Raw genomic sequence first — 17,404 nt, 5'->3', positions numbered from 1 at the left:
GATGACCACCAAGAATGGTGCATTAAAAGCCATTGGCGATACGACCGTGTTGATTACAGGAGCGAGTGGGGGGATTGGGGCGGCGATTGCCGAGCGGTTTGCATCTGTAGGGATGAATGTAGTCATCCACTACATGAAGTCCCATGAAAAAGCGAATGAAGTTGCCCGTCGTTGTATGGTTTATTCAGGCAAGGTGATGACCGTGTCTGCAGATCTGCGCAGCAAGGAGCAGATTGAGCGTATGCGTGAAAAGCTTGAAAATCACGGAATGAGGCCGGATATTCTAGTGAATAATGCTGGATTATCTCATTATGGACTGCTATCGGATGTATCGGAAGAGGAATGGGACGAAGTGATGGCCGTCAACGTTAAGGGAACCTTTTTGTGCTCGCAGGCTTTTATGCCCCACATGATTTCTCAACGCTATGGCCGCATTGTAAATGTGTCATCCGTGTGGGGGATATGTGGTGCTTCATGCGAGGTGCTGTACTCCACTACCAAAGGAGGCATTAACGCTTTCACGAAAGCGCTGGCTCAAGAGGTTGCACCTTCCGGTGTGACAGTAAATGCTGTAGCCCCGGGCGCAGTGGATACATCGATGCTGGATCATTTGGATGAGGGGGAGATTACCAGTTTGGAAGAAGCAATTCCAGCCGGGCGATTGGCTCGGCCTGATGAAATTTCGTCCCTGGTATATTTTCTCGCACTTCCTGAGTCAGGCTATATTAATGGTCAGGTCATAAGTCCTAATGGGGGATGGGTGACTTAAGGGAACCGTGCTTGGAGGAATCCACCAGTATAGCAAGCGTCTGAGAAGAGAATATTACAACTGTTGATTTTAAATCTGAATCATCTAAGGAGGATTTAAGCATGTCAACAGTCGTTAAGGATTTTGATGTTTGGAAAAAGTTCCTCGGTCAGCGTGTAGAGCAAGCGGAGAAGCTGGGCATCAGTCAGGATACCATTTCAGAGCTTGCTTATGAAATCGGTGATTTTCTGGATGAAAAGGTCGACCCGGCCAACCATTCCAACCGTGCACTGAAAGAACTGTGGGGAGTTGCCGATGAAAGTGAGCGTCACACCATCGCCCGGCTAATGGTCAAATTAGCCAAAAGCAGCACATAAGCAGGAATTCACATGAAAAGCTCCCTTTTGGGGGGCTTTTCTGTAATGGTTACAGACCTGTTCTTGTAATTCCATTGTAATTTATATATCATAAACGTGATTGAATCATTATTGAAGCATACAACTCAATACGACCTTTCAGGTCTCAATAATTGGTTTTGTCGATTGCTGTTATTTTATGATACAATAATGCTTTGATTTGGAATTTTTGACGTGTTTGAATGTGAATGAGGTGCTAACGTGACGGAGGAAACGAAACAGTGGTACATGGAGTACAAGATACATAAAAATCGACCTGGATTACTAGGGGACATTGCTTCCATGCTTGGTGTTCTGGGGGTTAATATACTGACTATTAATGGTGTTGAAGGCGAAAGACGGGGAATGTTGCTGGAAACGGACGACGATGAGAAAATTCGCATTCTCGGAGATACGTTGAAAAAGGCCAGCAACATTACAGTCACGGCCTTGCGTGCTCCGAGACTGGTCGATATATTGGCAGTAAGACATGGTCGTTACATTGACCGGGATTCGGATGATCGTAAAACATTTCGCTTCACTCGCGATGAGCTTGGGTTGCTGGTCGATTTTTTGGGTGAAGTATTAAAGAGGGAAGGTAATCAAGTTATTGGCCTTCGCGGAATGCCACGTGTTGGTAAAACGGAATCTATTATTGCCAGTAGCGTATGCGCCATGAAGCGCTGGACTTTCGTATCCTCGACGCTGTTGCGTCAGACAGTGCGTAGTCAGCTTTCCGAGGAGGAAATGAACCCGAACAACGTGTTTATTATTGACGGGATTGTGAGTACAATTCGATCAAATGAAAGACATTATCACTTGCTTCAGGAAATTATGAGCATGCCGAGCACCAAAGTGATTGAGCATCCTGATGTATTTGTGCGTGAATCGGGATACAGCTTTGACGATTTTAATATCATTATTGAACTTCGCAATAATCCGGCTGAGGAAATTATCTATGATACCTTTACAGCCAGTTATACAGAAGAGCTTTAAATAAGCGTAATTATACAAGGAGATGATGACATGTCAGAACTGGGTCAGCAATTAAAGGAGGCCCGGCTGCAAAAAGGATTGAGCCTTGACGATGTTCAGGAAATGACGAAGATACGCAAACGTTATCTGGAAGCCATTGAGACGGGCGATTACAAAGTGCTGCCGGGAAGCTTTTATGTCAGAGCTTTTATTAAAACATACGCCGAAACGGTCGGTTTAAATCCCGATGAGATTTTGGAAGGACATCAAAGCAATGTACCTGAACCTGAACCGGAAGCGGTTATGGAGCCTGTCACACAGAAACGCTCTAGCCGTCCCGCTACAATTGGGAATCTTAAATGGTTGCCTACCGCGTTAATGTGGCTTTTTCTAGTTCTCATTGTTGGGGTTATTTATGCTTATTGGGTGAGCAACAATCATTCAGCTCCAAAAACAGCAGAAAACACACCACCAGTCACAACACCAAGCTCGTCTGCTCCTGATACTACGAAGGGCGGAACCACGACGCAACCGCAGGGCACAACAACAGCCCAACCGGATAATAATAGTCAAACGACGACTCCTAACGGTGGTGGCGGGCAAACCACCACTGATACAGGACAAACGGGACAGACTCAGCCAGGTGGTACGGGAACAGTTACTCCTGATGGAACTTCACCTGACAATAGCCAGCAGCCGAATACAACTGCGCCACAACAAGGTGTAACTGTGGCACAGGACGGCAAGCAAGGCAAAACGACGATTTTCAAAGTCTCCAGTTCAACTGGGTCCACGGTCAAGGTTGATATTAAAGCAACGGGCGAAAGCTGGCTTGAGGTGTACAAGGGACAAAACTCCCGTGGTGAAAAGCTGAGCTATGGTATGACTAAAAGCGGGGATGCCATGTCCTTTGATATTGGTCCGGAAGGTTTATATATCAAATCAGGACGATCTTCTGCCACAGACATTTCTGTAGCTGGCCAGCCGATAACCGATAACAAATCGACTACTCGTGTACTGATACAGCAAGGAGAACCTTCTTCTACCGGAACAAGTGCCGGGGTGACGGGTTCACCTACAGATTCGACGACAGGCAGTAATACGGATTCTGCGCAAAGCGGTACAGACTCTACAACTACGAACGGCGAATAAACATCTTCGTGCGAGTAAATACTAATGACTGTAATTCTTGGGATGCCAGTCATTTTATTTCCGCAAAGTGAGGTGTATACGTTATGACCGTTAGCTGGATCGTGACCGGGCTCGGAATCATTGTCAGTTTGCTTGGCTATTATCTGACACCGAGTGCTTGGGGCTACGGGATACTAGGCTTTGGTCTTGCTCACATTTTGCTTGGAGTTTTGGATATGTTTCGAACTCCGACCCGTATCTACAATTAGACATGTTGAATCGTAGAATTGAAATAAAGGCGTTTTTGTCAGAAAAACTGGCAGGAACGCCTTTTTAATGAACGGATTATTGGATTTTTGTAAATGACTAGCCTATAATTAGTTATTGAACTTTGTTGTGGAAAGGGAAGTGAAACGATGGCTTCAGAAAATTCATTTGATATCGTCTCCAAAATGGATATGCAGGAGTTAACGAATGCAGTTCATCAGACGGAGCGTGAAATTGAAACACGGTTTGATTTCAAGGGGAGTAAAAGCAGCCTAAAGCTTGAGAAAGAAGCTCTTACGATTGCATCGGAAGACGAATACAAGCTGAATGCGGTGATTGATATTTTACAATCCAAAATGGTCAAACGGGGATTGTCTCTTAAAAATGTGGAGTTTGGCAAGCTGGAACCAGCTTCGTTAGGTTCAGTACGCCAGCGCCTTACGCTCAAGCAGGGGATTGATCAGGATAATGCCAAAAAAATCAACATTCTTATTCGGGACTCCAAGCTAAAAGTGAAAAGCCAGATTCAAGGTGATCAAATTCGCGTAACCGGAAAAAGCAGAGATGATTTACAGGCGATCATTCAATTGCTGCGTAAAGCTGATTTGCCATTGGAGCTCCAATTTACGAACATGAAATAAAGCCGTTTTCCCTCATGCTTTGTGTAGGATAAAACGTTGCTTGATGTGGGCAGGTTATTTTGACATGCGTTTTGCACCATATTATACTTGTAACGAAAATGCAGTCAATTCAGGTGTATAACGCTTGTCGGAAGCGATTTACATCGGATTGAATTCAATCCGAAAACTGCCATTTGTAATCAAGTACGATAATCAGGGGAGAGTGTGTTGTGAATTTACCCAACAGAATTACAATTACGCGGATTTGCCTAATTCCGGTGATGATGCTGGCTTTACTGGTGGACTTTGATTTTTATCCGCCGCCGATTGAGATCGGAGCTTTCAAGTTACCGTATAATCAGCTGATTGCGGCTATTATTTTCCTCATAGCAGCCAGCACGGATGGTCTTGACGGATACTTGGCCCGTAAAAATAACATGGTCACCAATTTGGGCAAGCTGTTGGACCCCCTTGCTGATAAGCTTTTGGTAACCGCTATTTTGGTTTCTTTGGTAGAAATGGGCAAGATTGATTCGTGGATTGTCGTTGTGATTGTTAGCCGTGAGTTCGCGGTTACGGGTCTGCGTCAGATTGCCTTGCTGGACGGTTCAGTGGTCGCTGCAAGCAACTGGGGCAAATTAAAGACGATCATTCAGATTGTTGCTATTGTAGCGCTGCTCATTAATAATTTCCCGTTTGTTTTTCTGGGTATTCCGTTCGATTTAATAGCGATATGGGCAGCTGCGCTGGTTACCATTTATTCGGGTATAGATTACTTTGTGAAGAATATTCATTTGCTGAGTTCCTCCAAAGTTTAACAGGATAAATTTTAATGGAAACAGCAATAGGGACAATACTTATTGCTGTTTCTTTACATAATTCTCACAACATTTGCAGTACAGGAGGAAAAGACAATGAAGGCTGAAATCATCGCAGTAGGAACTGAATTATTGCTTGGACAAATCGTGAATACAAATGCTCAATACTTGTCACAAGAGTTGGCCGCAATCGGAATTGATGTATATTTTCAGACCGTAGTTGGCGATAACATGGACCGGCTTCAGGAAGCGGTACGACTAGCTCAGAAGCGTGCAGATATCATTTTGTTTTCCGGTGGTTTAGGACCAACTCAGGATGATTTGACGAAAGATGCGATAGCTGCTGTACTGGGGCGGAAATTGCATCTAGATCGTCTCGCCATGGACAAGCTCGAACAGTTTTTCCGCAACCGTGGGGTAGTAATGACCGAGAATAACCGCCGTCAGGCGCTTTCTATTGAAGGGGCTACCCCGCTTGAAAACGAGACAGGATTGGCTATAGGGGACGCCATTGCGCAGGATGGTAAATTTTATGTGGTTTTACCTGGTCCTCCTAAGGAACTTAAACCGATGTTTGAAAATCAAGCGAAGCCTTGGCTGCTTCAGCAGGCATTAAGCGGTAAGGAAATGCCGATTTATTCGAAAATGCTAAAATTTGCAGGGATTGGTGAGTCCGCGCTGGAAACCAGGCTTCTAGATCTGATTCAATCTCAGACAGACCCGACGATTGCTCCTTATGCCAAGGAAGGGGAAGTCACGATCCGCATATCCACCAAGGCTGCGAGTGAAAGTGAAGCGTTAATCAAGCTGACGGCTACGGAAGCGGAAATTCAACAACGTCTTTCCGAACACATGTATGCAAGCGAGGATGTTACGCTGGAGAAAGTCATCGTGGATCTAATGTCCAAACGGGGGCTGACGGTTAGTGCTGCGGAAAGCTGCACAGGCGGGATGCTTATGGAACACATTACTTCCATACCGGGTAGCTCTGTAATGTTTAAAGGTGGCATCGTTTGTTATTCCAATGAAATGAAGATGAAGCTGCTTAACGTTCCTTATGATTATTTGGAGGGGGATCATGCGCCCGGCGCAGTGAGTAAGGAAGTGGCCCTTGTGCTTGCGGAGCAGGCAAGAATGATCATGGACAGCGATTACGGACTTTCAGTCACAGGTGTAGCCGGACCTGGATTTTCCGAACGGAAGCCTGTAGGCCTGGTATACATCGGCATTGCTGAACGCGACAAGGATACAGAAGTATATGAGCTGAATTTGAGTGGAAACCGTGAAGCGATCCGCCTGCGATCTGTCAAAGCAATCCTGTACAGATTGTGGCGCAGATTGGTGGAGAACGAGAAGTTCTCTTCATGATGTAAAGGGTGCGAATCGTAGAGTTGTTTTAGATAGACTATTCATGATATAATCCTACTATCGGAAGAACCGTTGCAAAGGCTTTTGCTTCGGTTCTTTTTTTATTTTAAGAGACGGATGCAATTATAGTAGAGAACCAACTGAGCAAAAAAAAACGAATGTATGTTCGAAAAAATGCTTGGCAAGCGTTTCAAAACAAGGTATTATTAAAGTACAAACAATGAAGGATGTGAGTTTATTGTCAGATCGTCGTGCTGCGCTGGATATGGCGCTCCGTCAAATAGAAAAGCAATTCGGTAAAGGTTCCATTATGAAGTTGGGTGAGTCCACTCACATGCAGGTGGAAACGATCCCCAGTGGTTCAATTGCTTTGGATATTGCGTTAGGAACGGGCGGCTTTCCAAGAGGCCGGATTATTGAAGTATATGGACCGGAATCATCCGGTAAAACGACAGTAGCTCTTCATGCTATCGCAGAGGTGCAAAAAACAGGCGGACAAGCCGCCTTTATCGATGCCGAGCATGCGCTTGATCCGTCGTATGCGAGCAAGCTGGGTGTCAATATTGATGAGTTGTTACTATCGCAACCAGATACAGGAGAGCAGGCACTTGAGATTGCCGAGGCTCTTGTACGTAGTGGAGCAGTAGACATTATTGTTATTGACTCTGTAGCAGCACTTGTGCCGAAGGCAGAGATTGAAGGCGAAATGGGGGATTCCCACGTTGGTCTTCAAGCGCGCTTGATGTCGCAGGCATTGCGTAAGCTGTCTGGAGCCATTAATAAATCGAAAACCATTGCTATCTTTATTAACCAGTTGCGTGAAAAAGTAGGTGTTATGTTCGGTAACCCTGAAACCACACCAGGTGGACGTGCATTGAAATTTTACTCAACGGTACGCCTGGATGTTCGCCGTATTGAAAGCTTGAAAATGGGTAACGACATCGTGGGTAACCGCACACGTATTAAAGTCGTGAAGAATAAAGTGGCTCCTCCTTTCCGTCAGGCCGAAGTGGACATTATGTACGGTGAGGGAATTTCCAAAGAAGGTAGCCTGATCGACATCGGTACGGAGCATGACATTGTCGACAAGAGCGGAGCCTGGTATTCCTACGAAGGCGAGCGCCTTGGTCAGGGACGCGAGAATGCGAAGCAATTTTTGAAGGAAAATCCGAACATTGCTAGTACAATCGAGCAAAAAATTCGGGTGGCCAGCAATCTAATTACGACGGTAGCGCCACCGACAGAAGAAGAGTTGGCGCAGGAAGCCAAGGAAGAACAGGAATTGCTAGAGCTTGAATAAGCTTGGCCGAATCTTGGTTTCTGTTCTGTCATGAGCTGTAGCCTGGGGATTATGGCACAGTCCGTTTGAATAGCATAATTCTGATGCCCTGCACAGTTGTGCAGGGCACTTTTTGCATCGAACGCGGTCTGTCAGCGGAGTCTAACTTTTGCGTGGCAAGCGCTCTCAGCTTGCCTTCGTGAATTTCAAAGTGAGGGAAGCACATTGCATTTGTACAATGAGGATGAAAATATCCCGGACGAAAATGAGCAGCAAGGGATTTCTCATTTTCCGGATAACGAAGAATTGATGATTACCAGGGTGGAGCAGGGACAGGGGCGTAAACGAGGGAGATATATCATTCATTTTGGACCGTATTCACTGTCCGTGTTGGAAGATGTAATGATCAAATACAATATGTTTAAAGGAACGTTATTTGACAAAAAAGAACTGGAAGATATCGTTCTGGCAGATGAAAAGCAGCAGGGTTACGTATATGCGCTCTACTATTTGGGGCGAAAGCCGCGTACACGTCAGGAAATTGCGCAGCGATTGGTGCAAAAGGAACTGGGTCAGGCTGTTATAGATGAAGTGTTGATGCGACTGGAAAGGGAACGACTCGTGGATGATGATTTGTACGCCCGCCAGTGGGCAAGGCAGCGTATAACGAGCCAGCGTAAGGGGAAGATGTGGGTAAGGCAGGAACTTCGTCAAAAGGGCATCTCTAAAGCCTCTATCGGGGAGGCTTTAGAAGAGATTACTGATAACGAGGAATGGGAAAGTGCTTTGGTAATCGGACGTAAGAAGTGGGAACAGGTACGCGGTGACGTGATGGAGAAAAAACGGAAAACGTATCCTTTTCTCATGAGACGAGGATACTCGGGTGACATGACACGTCAAGTAGTCAATCATCTCACTGCGGCTGAGCAAAACGGAGCTTATGATGATGAGGAATTATCGCAGTGGGATGAATAGTTGTTAAATGTCGGTCATTCATTGGTTGGTGATCTGATCGGGCAGGGCGAGCAGGTTGTTACATGGAAACGCACGGTAGCCTACTAAAGTTTGCATTCCCTTGACAATGCCATTTGTCAAATAATAAAATATATATGAAACGATACTTGTGGAATGCCCTTTTTCCTTCCAAAAAAGCGGAATCCACGGTAAGTTCTCATCGCCAAATAACAAGTGATGCCGCTATGCCAGGCGGAATTGTACATGTGAGAGCATGTGCATATGAAATGAAACGACCTTGCGTCGTTATCTTAGTTTGACGATTAAAGTAAACATGACAACTGCAAAAAGTCCCAAGGAATGCCTTGGAGGAACCAACGGGGAGGTGAACAGTATGATGACTGCGATCTGGTTCGTTCTCGTTGCTGTAGCCGCGTTATTCTTTGGGTTCTGGATTGGTTATTTTATTCGCAAATCTATTGCAGAAGCTAAAATCTCCAGTGCGGAAGAAGCTGCCGCGCAAATCGTGGAGAACGCGAAAAAAGAGGCGGAAGCACTGAAGAAGGAAACGGTATTGGAAGCGAAAGATGAAATCCACCGCATCCGTGCCGAAGCTGAAAAAGAAACTCGTGAACGTCGTAATGAGATTCAACGACAGGAACGAAGATTGCTGCAAAAAGAAGAATCGCTGGATAAAAAATTGGAATCGCTGGAACGTAAAGAAGAACAAGTGGCCAACAAAGAGAAACGAATCGATGAAACCCAGCAGCAAATTGATTTGATTTACAAGAGTCAGGTAACTGAACTGGAACGTATTTCTAATCTGACGATGGAGGATGCAAGAAGTATTATTCTGACCAACGTAGAGCAGGAAGTTCGTCATGAAACAGCTCAGATGATTAAGGAAATTGAACAGCAGGCTAAAGAAGAAGCGGACAAAAAGTCTCGTGAAATCATCACACTGGCCATCCAACGCTGTGCGGCAGACCATGTAGCAGAAACGACGGTTTCTGTTGTCACGTTGCCAAATGAAGAAATGAAGGGCCGGATTATCGGGCGCGAAGGCCGTAATATCCGTGCACTTGAAACCCTTACGGGAATTGACCTCATTATTGATGATACGCCGGAAGCTGTTATTTTGTCCGGATTTGATCCGATTCGTAGAGAGATTGCGCGTACTGCGCTTGAGAAGCTCGTAGCGGACGGACGGATACATCCGGCACGTATTGAAGAGATGGTTGAAAAATCCCGTAAAGAAGTGGACGAACGAATCCGTGAGTATGGCGAACAGGCTACCTTCGAGGTGGGTGTGCATAGCCTGCATCCGGATTTAATCAAAATTTTGGGACGTCTCAAGTTCCGTACGAGCTACGGACAGAACGTGTTGAAGCACTCGATGGAAGTTGCATACTTGACAGGTCTGATGGCCGGGGAACTGGGCGAGGACGTTGTACTGGCAAGACGGGCAGGATTGCTGCATGACATCGGGAAGGCGCTGGATCACGAAGTGGAAGGATCACACGTTGAAATTGGCGTGGAACTAGCGAAGAAGTACAAGGAACACCCGGTCGTCATCAACAGTATTGCTTCACATCACGGCGACTGCGAAGCGACTTCAGTGATCGCCATGCTGGTCGGGGCGGCAGATGCTCTGTCAGCAGCAAGACCGGGAGCGCGGCGTGAAACGCTAGAGACGTACATCCGTCGTCTTGAGAAGCTGGAACGTATCTCCGAGTCTTTTGAAGGCGTTGAAAAATCATACGCGATTCAAGCCGGACGCGAAGTTCGTGTCATGGTACAGCCAGAGAAAATTGATGATGCGGAAGCATTCCGACTGGCCCGCGATATAACGAAAACGATTGAAAATGAACTGGACTATCCTGGTCATATCAAGGTTACCGTCATTCGCGAGACCCGCGCGGTAGAATACGCAAAATAAAAGCATTTCAATGAAAAGTGGCCGCTGCTTTAGGGCCACTTTTCATTATGTAAGGCAGACTAGGGAGGGCTTTCTATCAACGTATTATTTATTGGAGATATCGTCGGCAGTGTAGGCAGAAAGGCACTGAGGGAAAATCTTCCTTCGTTAAAGTCAAAATACAACCCGCATATTATTATTGTCAATGGAGAAAATGCAGCTTCGGGAAGAGGGATTACCCCAGCCATTGCCAGGGAGTTTTTTGATTGGGGCATTCATGGGATTACGATGGGGAATCATACATGGGACAATAAAGAAATATTTGATTTTATAGATGATGAGCCGCGTATTATACGCCCGGCCAACTTTCCACCAGGAACACCTGGACGGGGTTACACTGTTGTAAAGGGTGGAGGGAAAGAGCTGGCAATCGTTAATTTGCAGGGAAGAACCTTTTTGCCAGCTATTGATTGTCCGTTCCGGGCAGCAGATGACATTGTAGATGAGCTGCGCAAAAAGCACAAGCATATTCTGGTCGATTTTCATGCGGAAGCAACCTCGGAAAAAATCGCCATGGGCTGGCATCTGGATGGACGTGCTTCTATTGTGGTAGGTACACACACACATGTACAGAGTAATGATGATACCATTTTGCCGCAAGGAACTGCGTATCAGACAGATGCCGGAATGGTGGGTCCCTATGAAGGAGTGCTTGGTATGCAAAAAGAGGCTGTGCTGCAAAAATTCAAGACTCAGCTTCCGGTACGTTTTCAAGTGGACATGGGCAAATGGCACTTTCATGCCATCAGCGTAGAGCTGGATGATGACAATGGAAAAGCCCGCAAAATTCAGAAAATCAGACTTAAAGAAGATGAATGGCGGATGGATTAACCTTTTTATAAACTACTTAAGGAAACAATATGGAAAACTGTCACCAAAAAGCAGGAATTTTTTGCTGACCCTCGAATAACATCTAATAGTGGAATCAAACCATCATCATTCCCAGGGGAGGTACTTACTATGGATGTATTAAAAGTATCAGCAAAATCCAATCCCAATTCAGTTGCAGGCGCGCTTGCAGGTGTACTGCGTGAACGCGGAAATGCTGAATTGCAGGCGATTGGAGCCGGTGCACTAAACCAAGCCATTAAAGCGGTAGCCATTGCCCGGGGATTTGTCGCACCAAGCGGAGTGGATTTGATTTGTATTCCTGCTTTTACAGACATTGTTATTGATGGAGAGGACCGGACTGCTATCAAATTGATTGTAGAGCCAAGATAATAAATGGAAGTTGCCTGAGCCTGTTTACGCTGTGTAAACGGGCTTTTTTGCTTTGTGGCTCGTTACGATATGATTTTTTAAATACATTTCGTGCTTCAAGCTCTTGAAGGAGGTAATGTGCATGAACGGTAAGTTAAATGTAAAACGGCCAGTTGTTGACTTTCATTGTGATGTGCTGTGTAAAATGCAGCTTGATTCAAAGGTAGGTTTCAGTCATCCATCGCTTGATGTCACAAAGGAGCGCTTGCTGGCAGGTCATGTGCGGCTGCAAACGTTTGCTATATATATTTCACAGGTATTGGGCACGCCAAGATTTGAGCATATCGTTCGTCAAATTGAGCTGTTCAGGCAGCATGTGGTATCTTCCTCAGGTGGGCTGAGACCCTTACTGTGGCGGGAAGACTTGGTAGAACAAGACGAACAGGCAGAAAAGCCGAAGCATTTAGGCGGTAATGGGGCGGATCAAACCGACTCGCCTTGGGCTCTTCTCTCACTGGAGGGAGTAGACGCGCTGGAAGGGAATCCGTTGTATGCGGAACTGTGCTATGCCATAGGAATACGGCTCATTGGACTGACGTGGAATAATGCAAATTGGGCGGCTGATGGCATTATGGAGCCAAGAGGGGGCGGCCTGACACGTAAAGGGCGTGAGCTGGTTAAGCGCTCCAATGAGCTGGGGCTGCTGCTAGATGTATCGCATTTGTCCGTACAAGGATTCTGGGAGGTACTCGAGGAGGCAACTTTACCGCCAATCACCTCGCATTCGAACGCTTTTGCCGTTTGCCCTCATCCACGCAATTTGCGGGATGATCAGATTCGAGCGTTGATCGCGTGTGATGGACGAATCGGTTTGACTTTTGTCACGATGTTTATCAAGGAGCAGGGTACAGTAACCGCTGAGAATTTGCTACCGCATATTGAGCATATTTGTGCCTTAGGCGGTGCACGGCATATGATGTTCGGCTCTGATTTTGACGGTATCGAGCGTCATGTACAGGGATTGGAGCATCCGGGGAAATATCCCGAGTTCGCAGACTTGCTATTAAAGCATTATCCTGAGGAACTGGTCACGGGCTGGTTGGGGGGTCATGCGCTTCATTATTTGCAAACCAATCTGCCCTCTAAAAGGTCTTTTTGAATGCTCTTATTGTCAAAAAAGGGAACTTTGTGCGCTTTCCTTTTCTTTCTTGACGAAATAGGAGTATAATAGCCTAGGTGTGTAAAGTATTGTATAGAGAAAAAGGAGTGACCTTACGATGAGCAAAATCGTACCTGTCGGCGTTTCCGCACGTCATATTCACCTGACTCAAGAGCATATTGAAATTTTGTTTGGAGCAGGCTATCAATTGACTGAATTTAAACCTTTGTCCCAACCAGGACAATTTGCTGCGAATGAAACCGTAGCTGTAATTGGTTCTAAGGGCCAATTTGATAAGGTTCGCATTTTGGGACCGGCTCGTCCAGCTTCCCAGCTCGAAATCTCCCGTACAGATTCCTTTGCTATTGGTGTTAAAGCACCTGTACGTGAATCTGGTAGCATTGATGGTACACCAGGAATCACGGTAAAAGGACCAGCCGGAGAAGTGGAATTGCAAGAGGGTGTTATTGTAGCAGCCCGTCATATTCATTTTCATACATCTGATGCAGCTAAATGGGACATTAAAGACAAGCAGCTGCTGAAAGTACGTGTCGGTGGCGAACGTGGCCTTGTGTTTGAAAATGTGATTGCACGTGTATCTGATTCCTTTGCTTTGGATATGCACATTGATACGGATGAAGCGAACGGAGCCGGTGTGAAAAACGGCGACAGCGCTGAAATCGTAGACTAATATACGTATTGTATTGATGCCGGAAGGCTTTGGAAGCTCGATTCTTGCAAAGGAATCGGGCTTTTTTACATATTATAGAAAATTCACAAATCTTCACATATACATATAAAGATCACTCGTTCAGATTGGAGGCATTTGGTGTCTGTGGCTGCTCTATGGCTATTTGTCTATAAATCATGCTATAATTTAGTGTAATGCCTTTTTCAAAGGATATTAATTAAAAGGATATACACATGTATAGGAATTTAGTAAAAGCGCAAATGGCGTGAAATAGATGGTGTAAGGAGTGACCAGAAATGGCTAAGGAAACAAAAGATTACTCCAAATATTTTGATTTCTCGGATGCGAAGATTATTTCTGAAGATGAGCATAGCAAAAAGATCCGCATTCGCGGACGTGAAATCAACATTATGGCGGAGCCGAACCATAGAAAAGAAAAGCAGCGCGGTAAAGAGGACGTACAGGTATTGTATGATAACGCAGTTCCGGATGAGCTAAAGCATATCGGTCAGGGAAAGCATTATATCGTATATACATTCGGTTGCCAGATGAACGAGCATGATTCTGAAACCATAAAAGGCTTGCTGGAGCAAATGGGCTACCAGGCAACCGAGGATCGCAAGGAAGCAGACATCATTTTACTGAACACCTGCGCCATCCGTGAAAATGCGGAGGATAAAGTATTTGGCGAGCTGGGTCACCTCAAGCATCTCAAAACAGAAAAGCCAGGACTGCTGCTCGGCGTTTGTGGCTGCATGTCGCAGGAAGAGAATGTCGTTAACCGAATTATGCAAAAACACGGTTTTGTCGATATGATTTTTGGTACCCATAATATTCACCGTTTGCCTCAACTCGTTAAAGAAGCGATCTTCAGCAAAGAAATGGTGGTCGAAGTGTGGTCCAAGGAAGGCGACATTATCGAAAACCTGCCGAAGAAGCGCGAGGGTATGCGGGCATGGGTAAACATCATGTACGGCTGTGATAAGTTTTGCACCTATTGCATCGTTCCCTTCACACGTGGTAAGGAAAGAAGCCGTCGGCCAGAGGATGTTATCGCCGAGGTACGGGATTTGGCACGTCAAGGCTTTAAAGAGATTACCTTGCTGGGTCAGAATGTCAATGCCTATGGCAAGGATTTGACGGATATGAATTACAGATTCGGGGATCTGATGGATGATATGCGCAAGATCAATATCCCGCGTGTACGTTTTACCACATCACATCCACGTGATTTTGATGACCATTTGGTTGAAGTGCTCGGTAAGGGCGGCAATTTGGTGGAGCATATTCATCTGCCGGTACAATCCGGCAATACGGATATATTGAAGAAAATGAACCGAAAATATACTCGTGAACGTGTTCTGGAGCTGGCAGCGAAGATCAAAGCGGCTGTTCCGCATGTTTCTCTGACAACAGACATTATTGTAGGTTTTCCGGGTGAAACAGACGAACAGTTTGAAGATACACTATCACTTGTGCGGGAGGTCGGTTACGACTTCGCCTACACATTCATCTATTCACCTCGTGAAGGTACGCCAGCTGCTTCGATGGAAGACAATGTACCTATGGCGGTCAAAAAAGAGCGCCTCCGGCGTCTGAACATTGCTGTGAACCAAAACAGCCTTCGCTTTAATAGTCGATTGCGTGGCGAAGTGGTTGAAGTGCTGGTGGAAGGCGAGAGTAAAAATGACAGCAAAGTGCTTGCCGGTCGGACCCGTTCCAATAAGCTTGTACATTTTGAGGGTTCTAAGGATCTGATTGGTTCCTTTGTTCAAGTGAAAATTACGGAACCTATGACCTTTTACATCAAAGGTGATCTGGTTGAAACGGCTGTAGCAGTTAACGGATAAAAGAATATTCTAGCGGGGGTGCATGCGGTCTGAGTAAAGGGCTGTGTGCAAGGCCGTCTAAGTGAGAAAAGGAGCGATGGACAGTGACAGAGGAGCGGTTGCAACAGACAGAACTTCAATCGGCGGCGCGCCAGCATGATCATTTGGTCAATCGCGATATGATATTGGCAAAAGCAAAAGAGTTGGCAGGTATTTTGGGCAACAGTGAAGAAGTGCAGTTATTTCGAAAAGCAGAAGAAAAGATTCGGGATCATGGGCGCATCCAGCAACTGATTGCAACTATGAAGAAGAAACAAAAGGAAATTGTAGCGTTTGAATCCTTGAAGAATCAAAAAATGATTGCCAAAATAGAGGCTGAGCTTCAGGAGTTGCAGGAAGAGCTTGACGGTATTCCGATTGTAACGGAGTTCCAGCAAAGTCAGGTGGAAATTAATGAATTGCTGCAAATGGTGATCGTGGCTATTCGTGATACGGTTGCGGAAAAGGTGAATGTAGAAGAGGGAAAGAGCACTTCTGCGTCCAATTGTAGTGACTAAAATCAGATGTATGGTGTGGAGGCTTAGCTTCCACGCCTTTTTTTCAAAGGCAATCTGAGGTGAGGAATGCATACTGAACCGTGCATTCTTGTGCATACTGCGCCAGACATCAGGAGTAACGTGACATCGAAGAAGGGATGAAAACTAGGAAATGGATAAGCTGCGTAAGATGGTAGAGGGGGAAGGGAATACATTCTGGAGTTACTTGGGATGTGAGCTGGTTGGTGCGGATGAGAACGAGGTATGCATTGCTTTGCAGGCTGGTCCGCAGCATACGAATGTAATGGGGATTGTCCATGGGGGTGTGCTGACTTCGTTAATGGACCAGGCGATGGGAATGGTCGCTATGGGCTCGCGTCAAATGCAGTCATGTGTAACGACGAACCTGAATGTTCATTTTTTGTCAGCAATGAGGCAAGGGGCACTGGAAGTGAAAGCTCGGATTCTTCATCAGGCAGGTCGCACCATCACGACAGAGGCAGAGGTAAGGAATGGTGAAGGGACACTCGGGTGCATATCTACGGCGACCTTTCGAGTGCTGCATAAACAGCCAAGCGACTAAGGACAAGGTCTAAAGCTTGACAAAACTTTTTATTATGTCATAATGAATTTATCAAAACGATATAATATGGTGATGTGAATGGATAACAATCGTACAAACGAAGAGGCGCAGAAGGCGTCGTACAACATTAAGAAATACCGCACCCCGGATGGTGCTCCGGCAGATATCGTAATGTTTACCTTAACGAAGCGGGAACGCAAGACGGTGACGAAGACATTGCCGATCCGGGAACTGAAGGTAATGCTCATCAAGCGTCGCAGGTGGCCGTTTGCAGGACGCTGGGCGTTGCCCGGAGGGTTTTGCCAGGAAGATGAGTCTATGTATGGAGCGGCCAAGCGGGAGCTATTAGAGGAAACCGGTGTGGACGGCGGACATCTGGAGTATTTAGGTGTATACAGCGGACCGGGGCGTGATCCACGTGGCTGGATTATATCGCATGCATTTTTTGCATTGGTAGAGGAATGGATGCTGGAGCAGCGGCAGGCAGCGGATGATGCTTCCGAGGTAGGGCTGTTCACGATCCGTGAGGCGCTGGAGGAATTAGAGCTGGCGTTCGATCACCGGGACATCATCGTCGATGCTTATCGGAAGATTCAGTTGCAGATGCTGCAGACAACGATAGCCAAGCAGTTTTTGCCGCCACATTTTACACTGGGCGAGCTGTATCAGGTAATTCAGAGTGTCGTACCGGATTTTGAAGAGCCGAATTTTATCCGTAAAATAACATCGACCCGCAGCAGACAAGGAATACTGGAAGAGGTGCGGGATGAAGAGGGTAACCTGCTTAGCTCCAATCAGTATTCACAAAGACCGGCTCAGCTATACCGTTTTAGTGACAGAGTACCGCGGTTGTCTATCTACACTTAATGTGAT

19 protein-coding genes are annotated in these 17,404 nt (G+C 46.0%); all 19 read left to right on the top strand.

Going from position 1 to position 17,404, the window contains the following annotated elements; translation table 11 throughout:
• Position 1 precedes the first annotated feature (1 nt).
• On the top strand, positions 2-769 hold the full coding sequence (gene ymfI / locus KQI_RS0108355) for an elongation factor P 5-aminopentanone reductase (RefSeq protein ID WP_010346321.1): 768 nt from the start codon (positions 2-4) through the stop codon (positions 767-769).
• 101 nt (positions 770-870) lie between these two features.
• Entirely contained in the window at positions 871-1,125 is a 255-nt protein-coding gene (locus KQI_RS0108350) for a DUF3243 domain-containing protein (RefSeq protein ID WP_007430092.1), read from the top strand.
• 240 nt (positions 1,126-1,365) lie between these two features.
• Complete coding sequence (locus KQI_RS0108345; RefSeq protein WP_029390081.1) at positions 1,366-2,139, top strand: DUF3388 domain-containing protein; 774 nt, start codon at positions 1,366-1,368, stop codon at positions 2,137-2,139.
• Between the two features lie 30 nt (positions 2,140-2,169).
• A complete protein-coding gene (locus KQI_RS0108340; RefSeq protein WP_010346318.1) occupies positions 2,170-3,270 on the top strand; it encodes a RodZ domain-containing protein in 1,101 nt (366 codons plus the stop codon).
• Positions 3,271-3,353: 83 nt separating this feature from the next.
• The gene (locus tag KQI_RS28460; protein WP_007430095.1) at positions 3,354-3,518 is read left to right on the top strand and encodes a hypothetical protein; all 165 of its coding nucleotides are present in this window, start codon (positions 3,354-3,356) and stop codon (positions 3,516-3,518) included.
• 147 nt (positions 3,519-3,665) lie between these two features.
• Positions 3,666-4,157, top strand: coding sequence for a YajQ family cyclic di-GMP-binding protein (locus tag KQI_RS0108330; protein WP_007430096.1), 492 nt, complete (start codon positions 3,666-3,668; stop codon positions 4,155-4,157).
• A 209-nt stretch (positions 4,158-4,366) separates the two neighbouring features.
• The gene (gene pgsA, locus KQI_RS0108325) at positions 4,367-4,954 is read left to right on the top strand and encodes a CDP-diacylglycerol--glycerol-3-phosphate 3-phosphatidyltransferase (RefSeq protein WP_010346317.1); all 588 of its coding nucleotides are present in this window, start codon (positions 4,367-4,369) and stop codon (positions 4,952-4,954) included.
• 96 nt (positions 4,955-5,050) lie between these two features.
• Positions 5,051-6,322: a competence/damage-inducible protein A gene (locus tag KQI_RS0108320; protein WP_010346316.1), complete on the top strand. Its 1,272-nt coding sequence runs from the start codon at positions 5,051-5,053 to the stop codon at positions 6,320-6,322.
• A 238-nt stretch (positions 6,323-6,560) separates the two neighbouring features.
• On the top strand, positions 6,561-7,622 hold the full coding sequence (recA, locus tag KQI_RS0108315) for a recombinase RecA (protein WP_010346315.1): 1,062 nt from the start codon (positions 6,561-6,563) through the stop codon (positions 7,620-7,622).
• Between the two features lie 210 nt (positions 7,623-7,832).
• Entirely contained in the window at positions 7,833-8,576 is a 744-nt protein-coding gene (locus KQI_RS0108310) for a regulatory protein RecX (RefSeq protein WP_010346314.1), read from the top strand.
• Positions 8,577-8,949: 373 nt separating this feature from the next.
• A complete protein-coding gene (rny, locus tag KQI_RS0108305) occupies positions 8,950-10,494 on the top strand; it encodes a ribonuclease Y (protein ID WP_007430102.1) in 1,545 nt (514 codons plus the stop codon).
• A 75-nt stretch (positions 10,495-10,569) separates the two neighbouring features.
• Positions 10,570-11,364 (top strand): TIGR00282 family metallophosphoesterase, encoded by a 795-nt coding sequence (locus KQI_RS0108300; RefSeq protein WP_029390079.1) that lies wholly within the window; start codon positions 10,570-10,572, stop codon positions 11,362-11,364.
• Positions 11,365-11,493: 129 nt separating this feature from the next.
• Entirely contained in the window at positions 11,494-11,754 is a 261-nt protein-coding gene (locus tag KQI_RS0108295; RefSeq protein WP_007430104.1) for a stage V sporulation protein S, read from the top strand.
• A gap of 121 nt (positions 11,755-11,875) precedes the next feature.
• Positions 11,876-12,892 carry a dipeptidase gene (locus KQI_RS0108290; protein WP_010346310.1) on the top strand — a complete coding sequence of 339 codons (1,017 nt, stop codon included), beginning with the start codon at positions 11,876-11,878 and terminating at the stop codon, positions 12,890-12,892.
• A gap of 118 nt (positions 12,893-13,010) precedes the next feature.
• Positions 13,011-13,583: a phosphate propanoyltransferase gene (pduL, locus tag KQI_RS0108285; protein ID WP_007430106.1), complete on the top strand. Its 573-nt coding sequence runs from the start codon at positions 13,011-13,013 to the stop codon at positions 13,581-13,583.
• Between the two features lie 296 nt (positions 13,584-13,879).
• A complete protein-coding gene (miaB, locus tag KQI_RS0108280; RefSeq protein WP_010346309.1) occupies positions 13,880-15,433 on the top strand; it encodes a tRNA (N6-isopentenyl adenosine(37)-C2)-methylthiotransferase MiaB in 1,554 nt (517 codons plus the stop codon).
• A gap of 83 nt (positions 15,434-15,516) precedes the next feature.
• Positions 15,517-15,969 carry a YlbF/YmcA family competence regulator gene (locus tag KQI_RS0108275; protein WP_010346308.1) on the top strand — a complete coding sequence of 151 codons (453 nt, stop codon included), beginning with the start codon at positions 15,517-15,519 and terminating at the stop codon, positions 15,967-15,969.
• Positions 15,970-16,120: 151 nt separating this feature from the next.
• Complete coding sequence (locus KQI_RS0108270; RefSeq protein ID WP_010346307.1) at positions 16,121-16,531, top strand: PaaI family thioesterase; 411 nt, start codon at positions 16,121-16,123, stop codon at positions 16,529-16,531.
• Between the two features lie 78 nt (positions 16,532-16,609).
• On the top strand, positions 16,610-17,398 hold the full coding sequence (locus KQI_RS0108265) for an NUDIX domain-containing protein (protein WP_010346306.1): 789 nt from the start codon (positions 16,610-16,612) through the stop codon (positions 17,396-17,398).
• Positions 17,399-17,404: the final 6 nt, after the last annotated feature.

This window comes from Paenibacillus peoriae KCTC 3763, from assembly GCF_000236805.1.
Lineage (GTDB): Bacteria > Bacillota > Bacilli > Paenibacillales > Paenibacillaceae > Paenibacillus > Paenibacillus peoriae.
The sequence above is the reverse complement of the archived record's forward strand: the minus strand, read 5'-3'. Positions and strand labels throughout refer to the sequence as shown.

What these genes read in the sequence shown, in the direction of transcription:
- rny (WP_007430102.1), top strand. Translation starts at nt 8,950, where the DNA reads ATGATGACTGCGATCTGGTTCGTTCTCGTTGCTGTAGCCGCGTTATTC.
- pduL (WP_007430106.1), top strand. Translation starts at nt 13,011, where the DNA reads ATGAGCAAAATCGTACCTGTCGGCGTTTCCGCACGTCATATTCACCTG.
- KQI_RS0108265 (WP_010346306.1), top strand. Translation starts at nt 16,610, where the DNA reads ATGGATAACAATCGTACAAACGAAGAGGCGCAGAAGGCGTCGTACAAC.
- KQI_RS0108330 (WP_007430096.1), top strand. Translation starts at nt 3,666, where the DNA reads ATGGCTTCAGAAAATTCATTTGATATCGTCTCCAAAATGGATATGCAG.
- KQI_RS0108340 (WP_010346318.1), top strand. Translation starts at nt 2,170, where the DNA reads ATGTCAGAACTGGGTCAGCAATTAAAGGAGGCCCGGCTGCAAAAAGGA.
- KQI_RS0108320 (WP_010346316.1), top strand. Translation starts at nt 5,051, where the DNA reads ATGAAGGCTGAAATCATCGCAGTAGGAACTGAATTATTGCTTGGACAA.
- KQI_RS0108290 (WP_010346310.1), top strand. Translation starts at nt 11,876, where the DNA reads ATGAACGGTAAGTTAAATGTAAAACGGCCAGTTGTTGACTTTCATTGT.
- ymfI (WP_010346321.1), top strand. Translation starts at nt 2, where the DNA reads ATGACCACCAAGAATGGTGCATTAAAAGCCATTGGCGATACGACCGTG.
- KQI_RS0108270 (WP_010346307.1), top strand. Translation starts at nt 16,121, where the DNA reads ATGGATAAGCTGCGTAAGATGGTAGAGGGGGAAGGGAATACATTCTGG.
- KQI_RS28460 (WP_007430095.1), top strand. Translation starts at nt 3,354, where the DNA reads ATGACCGTTAGCTGGATCGTGACCGGGCTCGGAATCATTGTCAGTTTG.
- miaB (WP_010346309.1), top strand. Translation starts at nt 13,880, where the DNA reads ATGGCTAAGGAAACAAAAGATTACTCCAAATATTTTGATTTCTCGGAT.
- KQI_RS0108350 (WP_007430092.1), top strand. Translation starts at nt 871, where the DNA reads ATGTCAACAGTCGTTAAGGATTTTGATGTTTGGAAAAAGTTCCTCGGT.
- KQI_RS0108295 (WP_007430104.1), top strand. Translation starts at nt 11,494, where the DNA reads ATGGATGTATTAAAAGTATCAGCAAAATCCAATCCCAATTCAGTTGCA.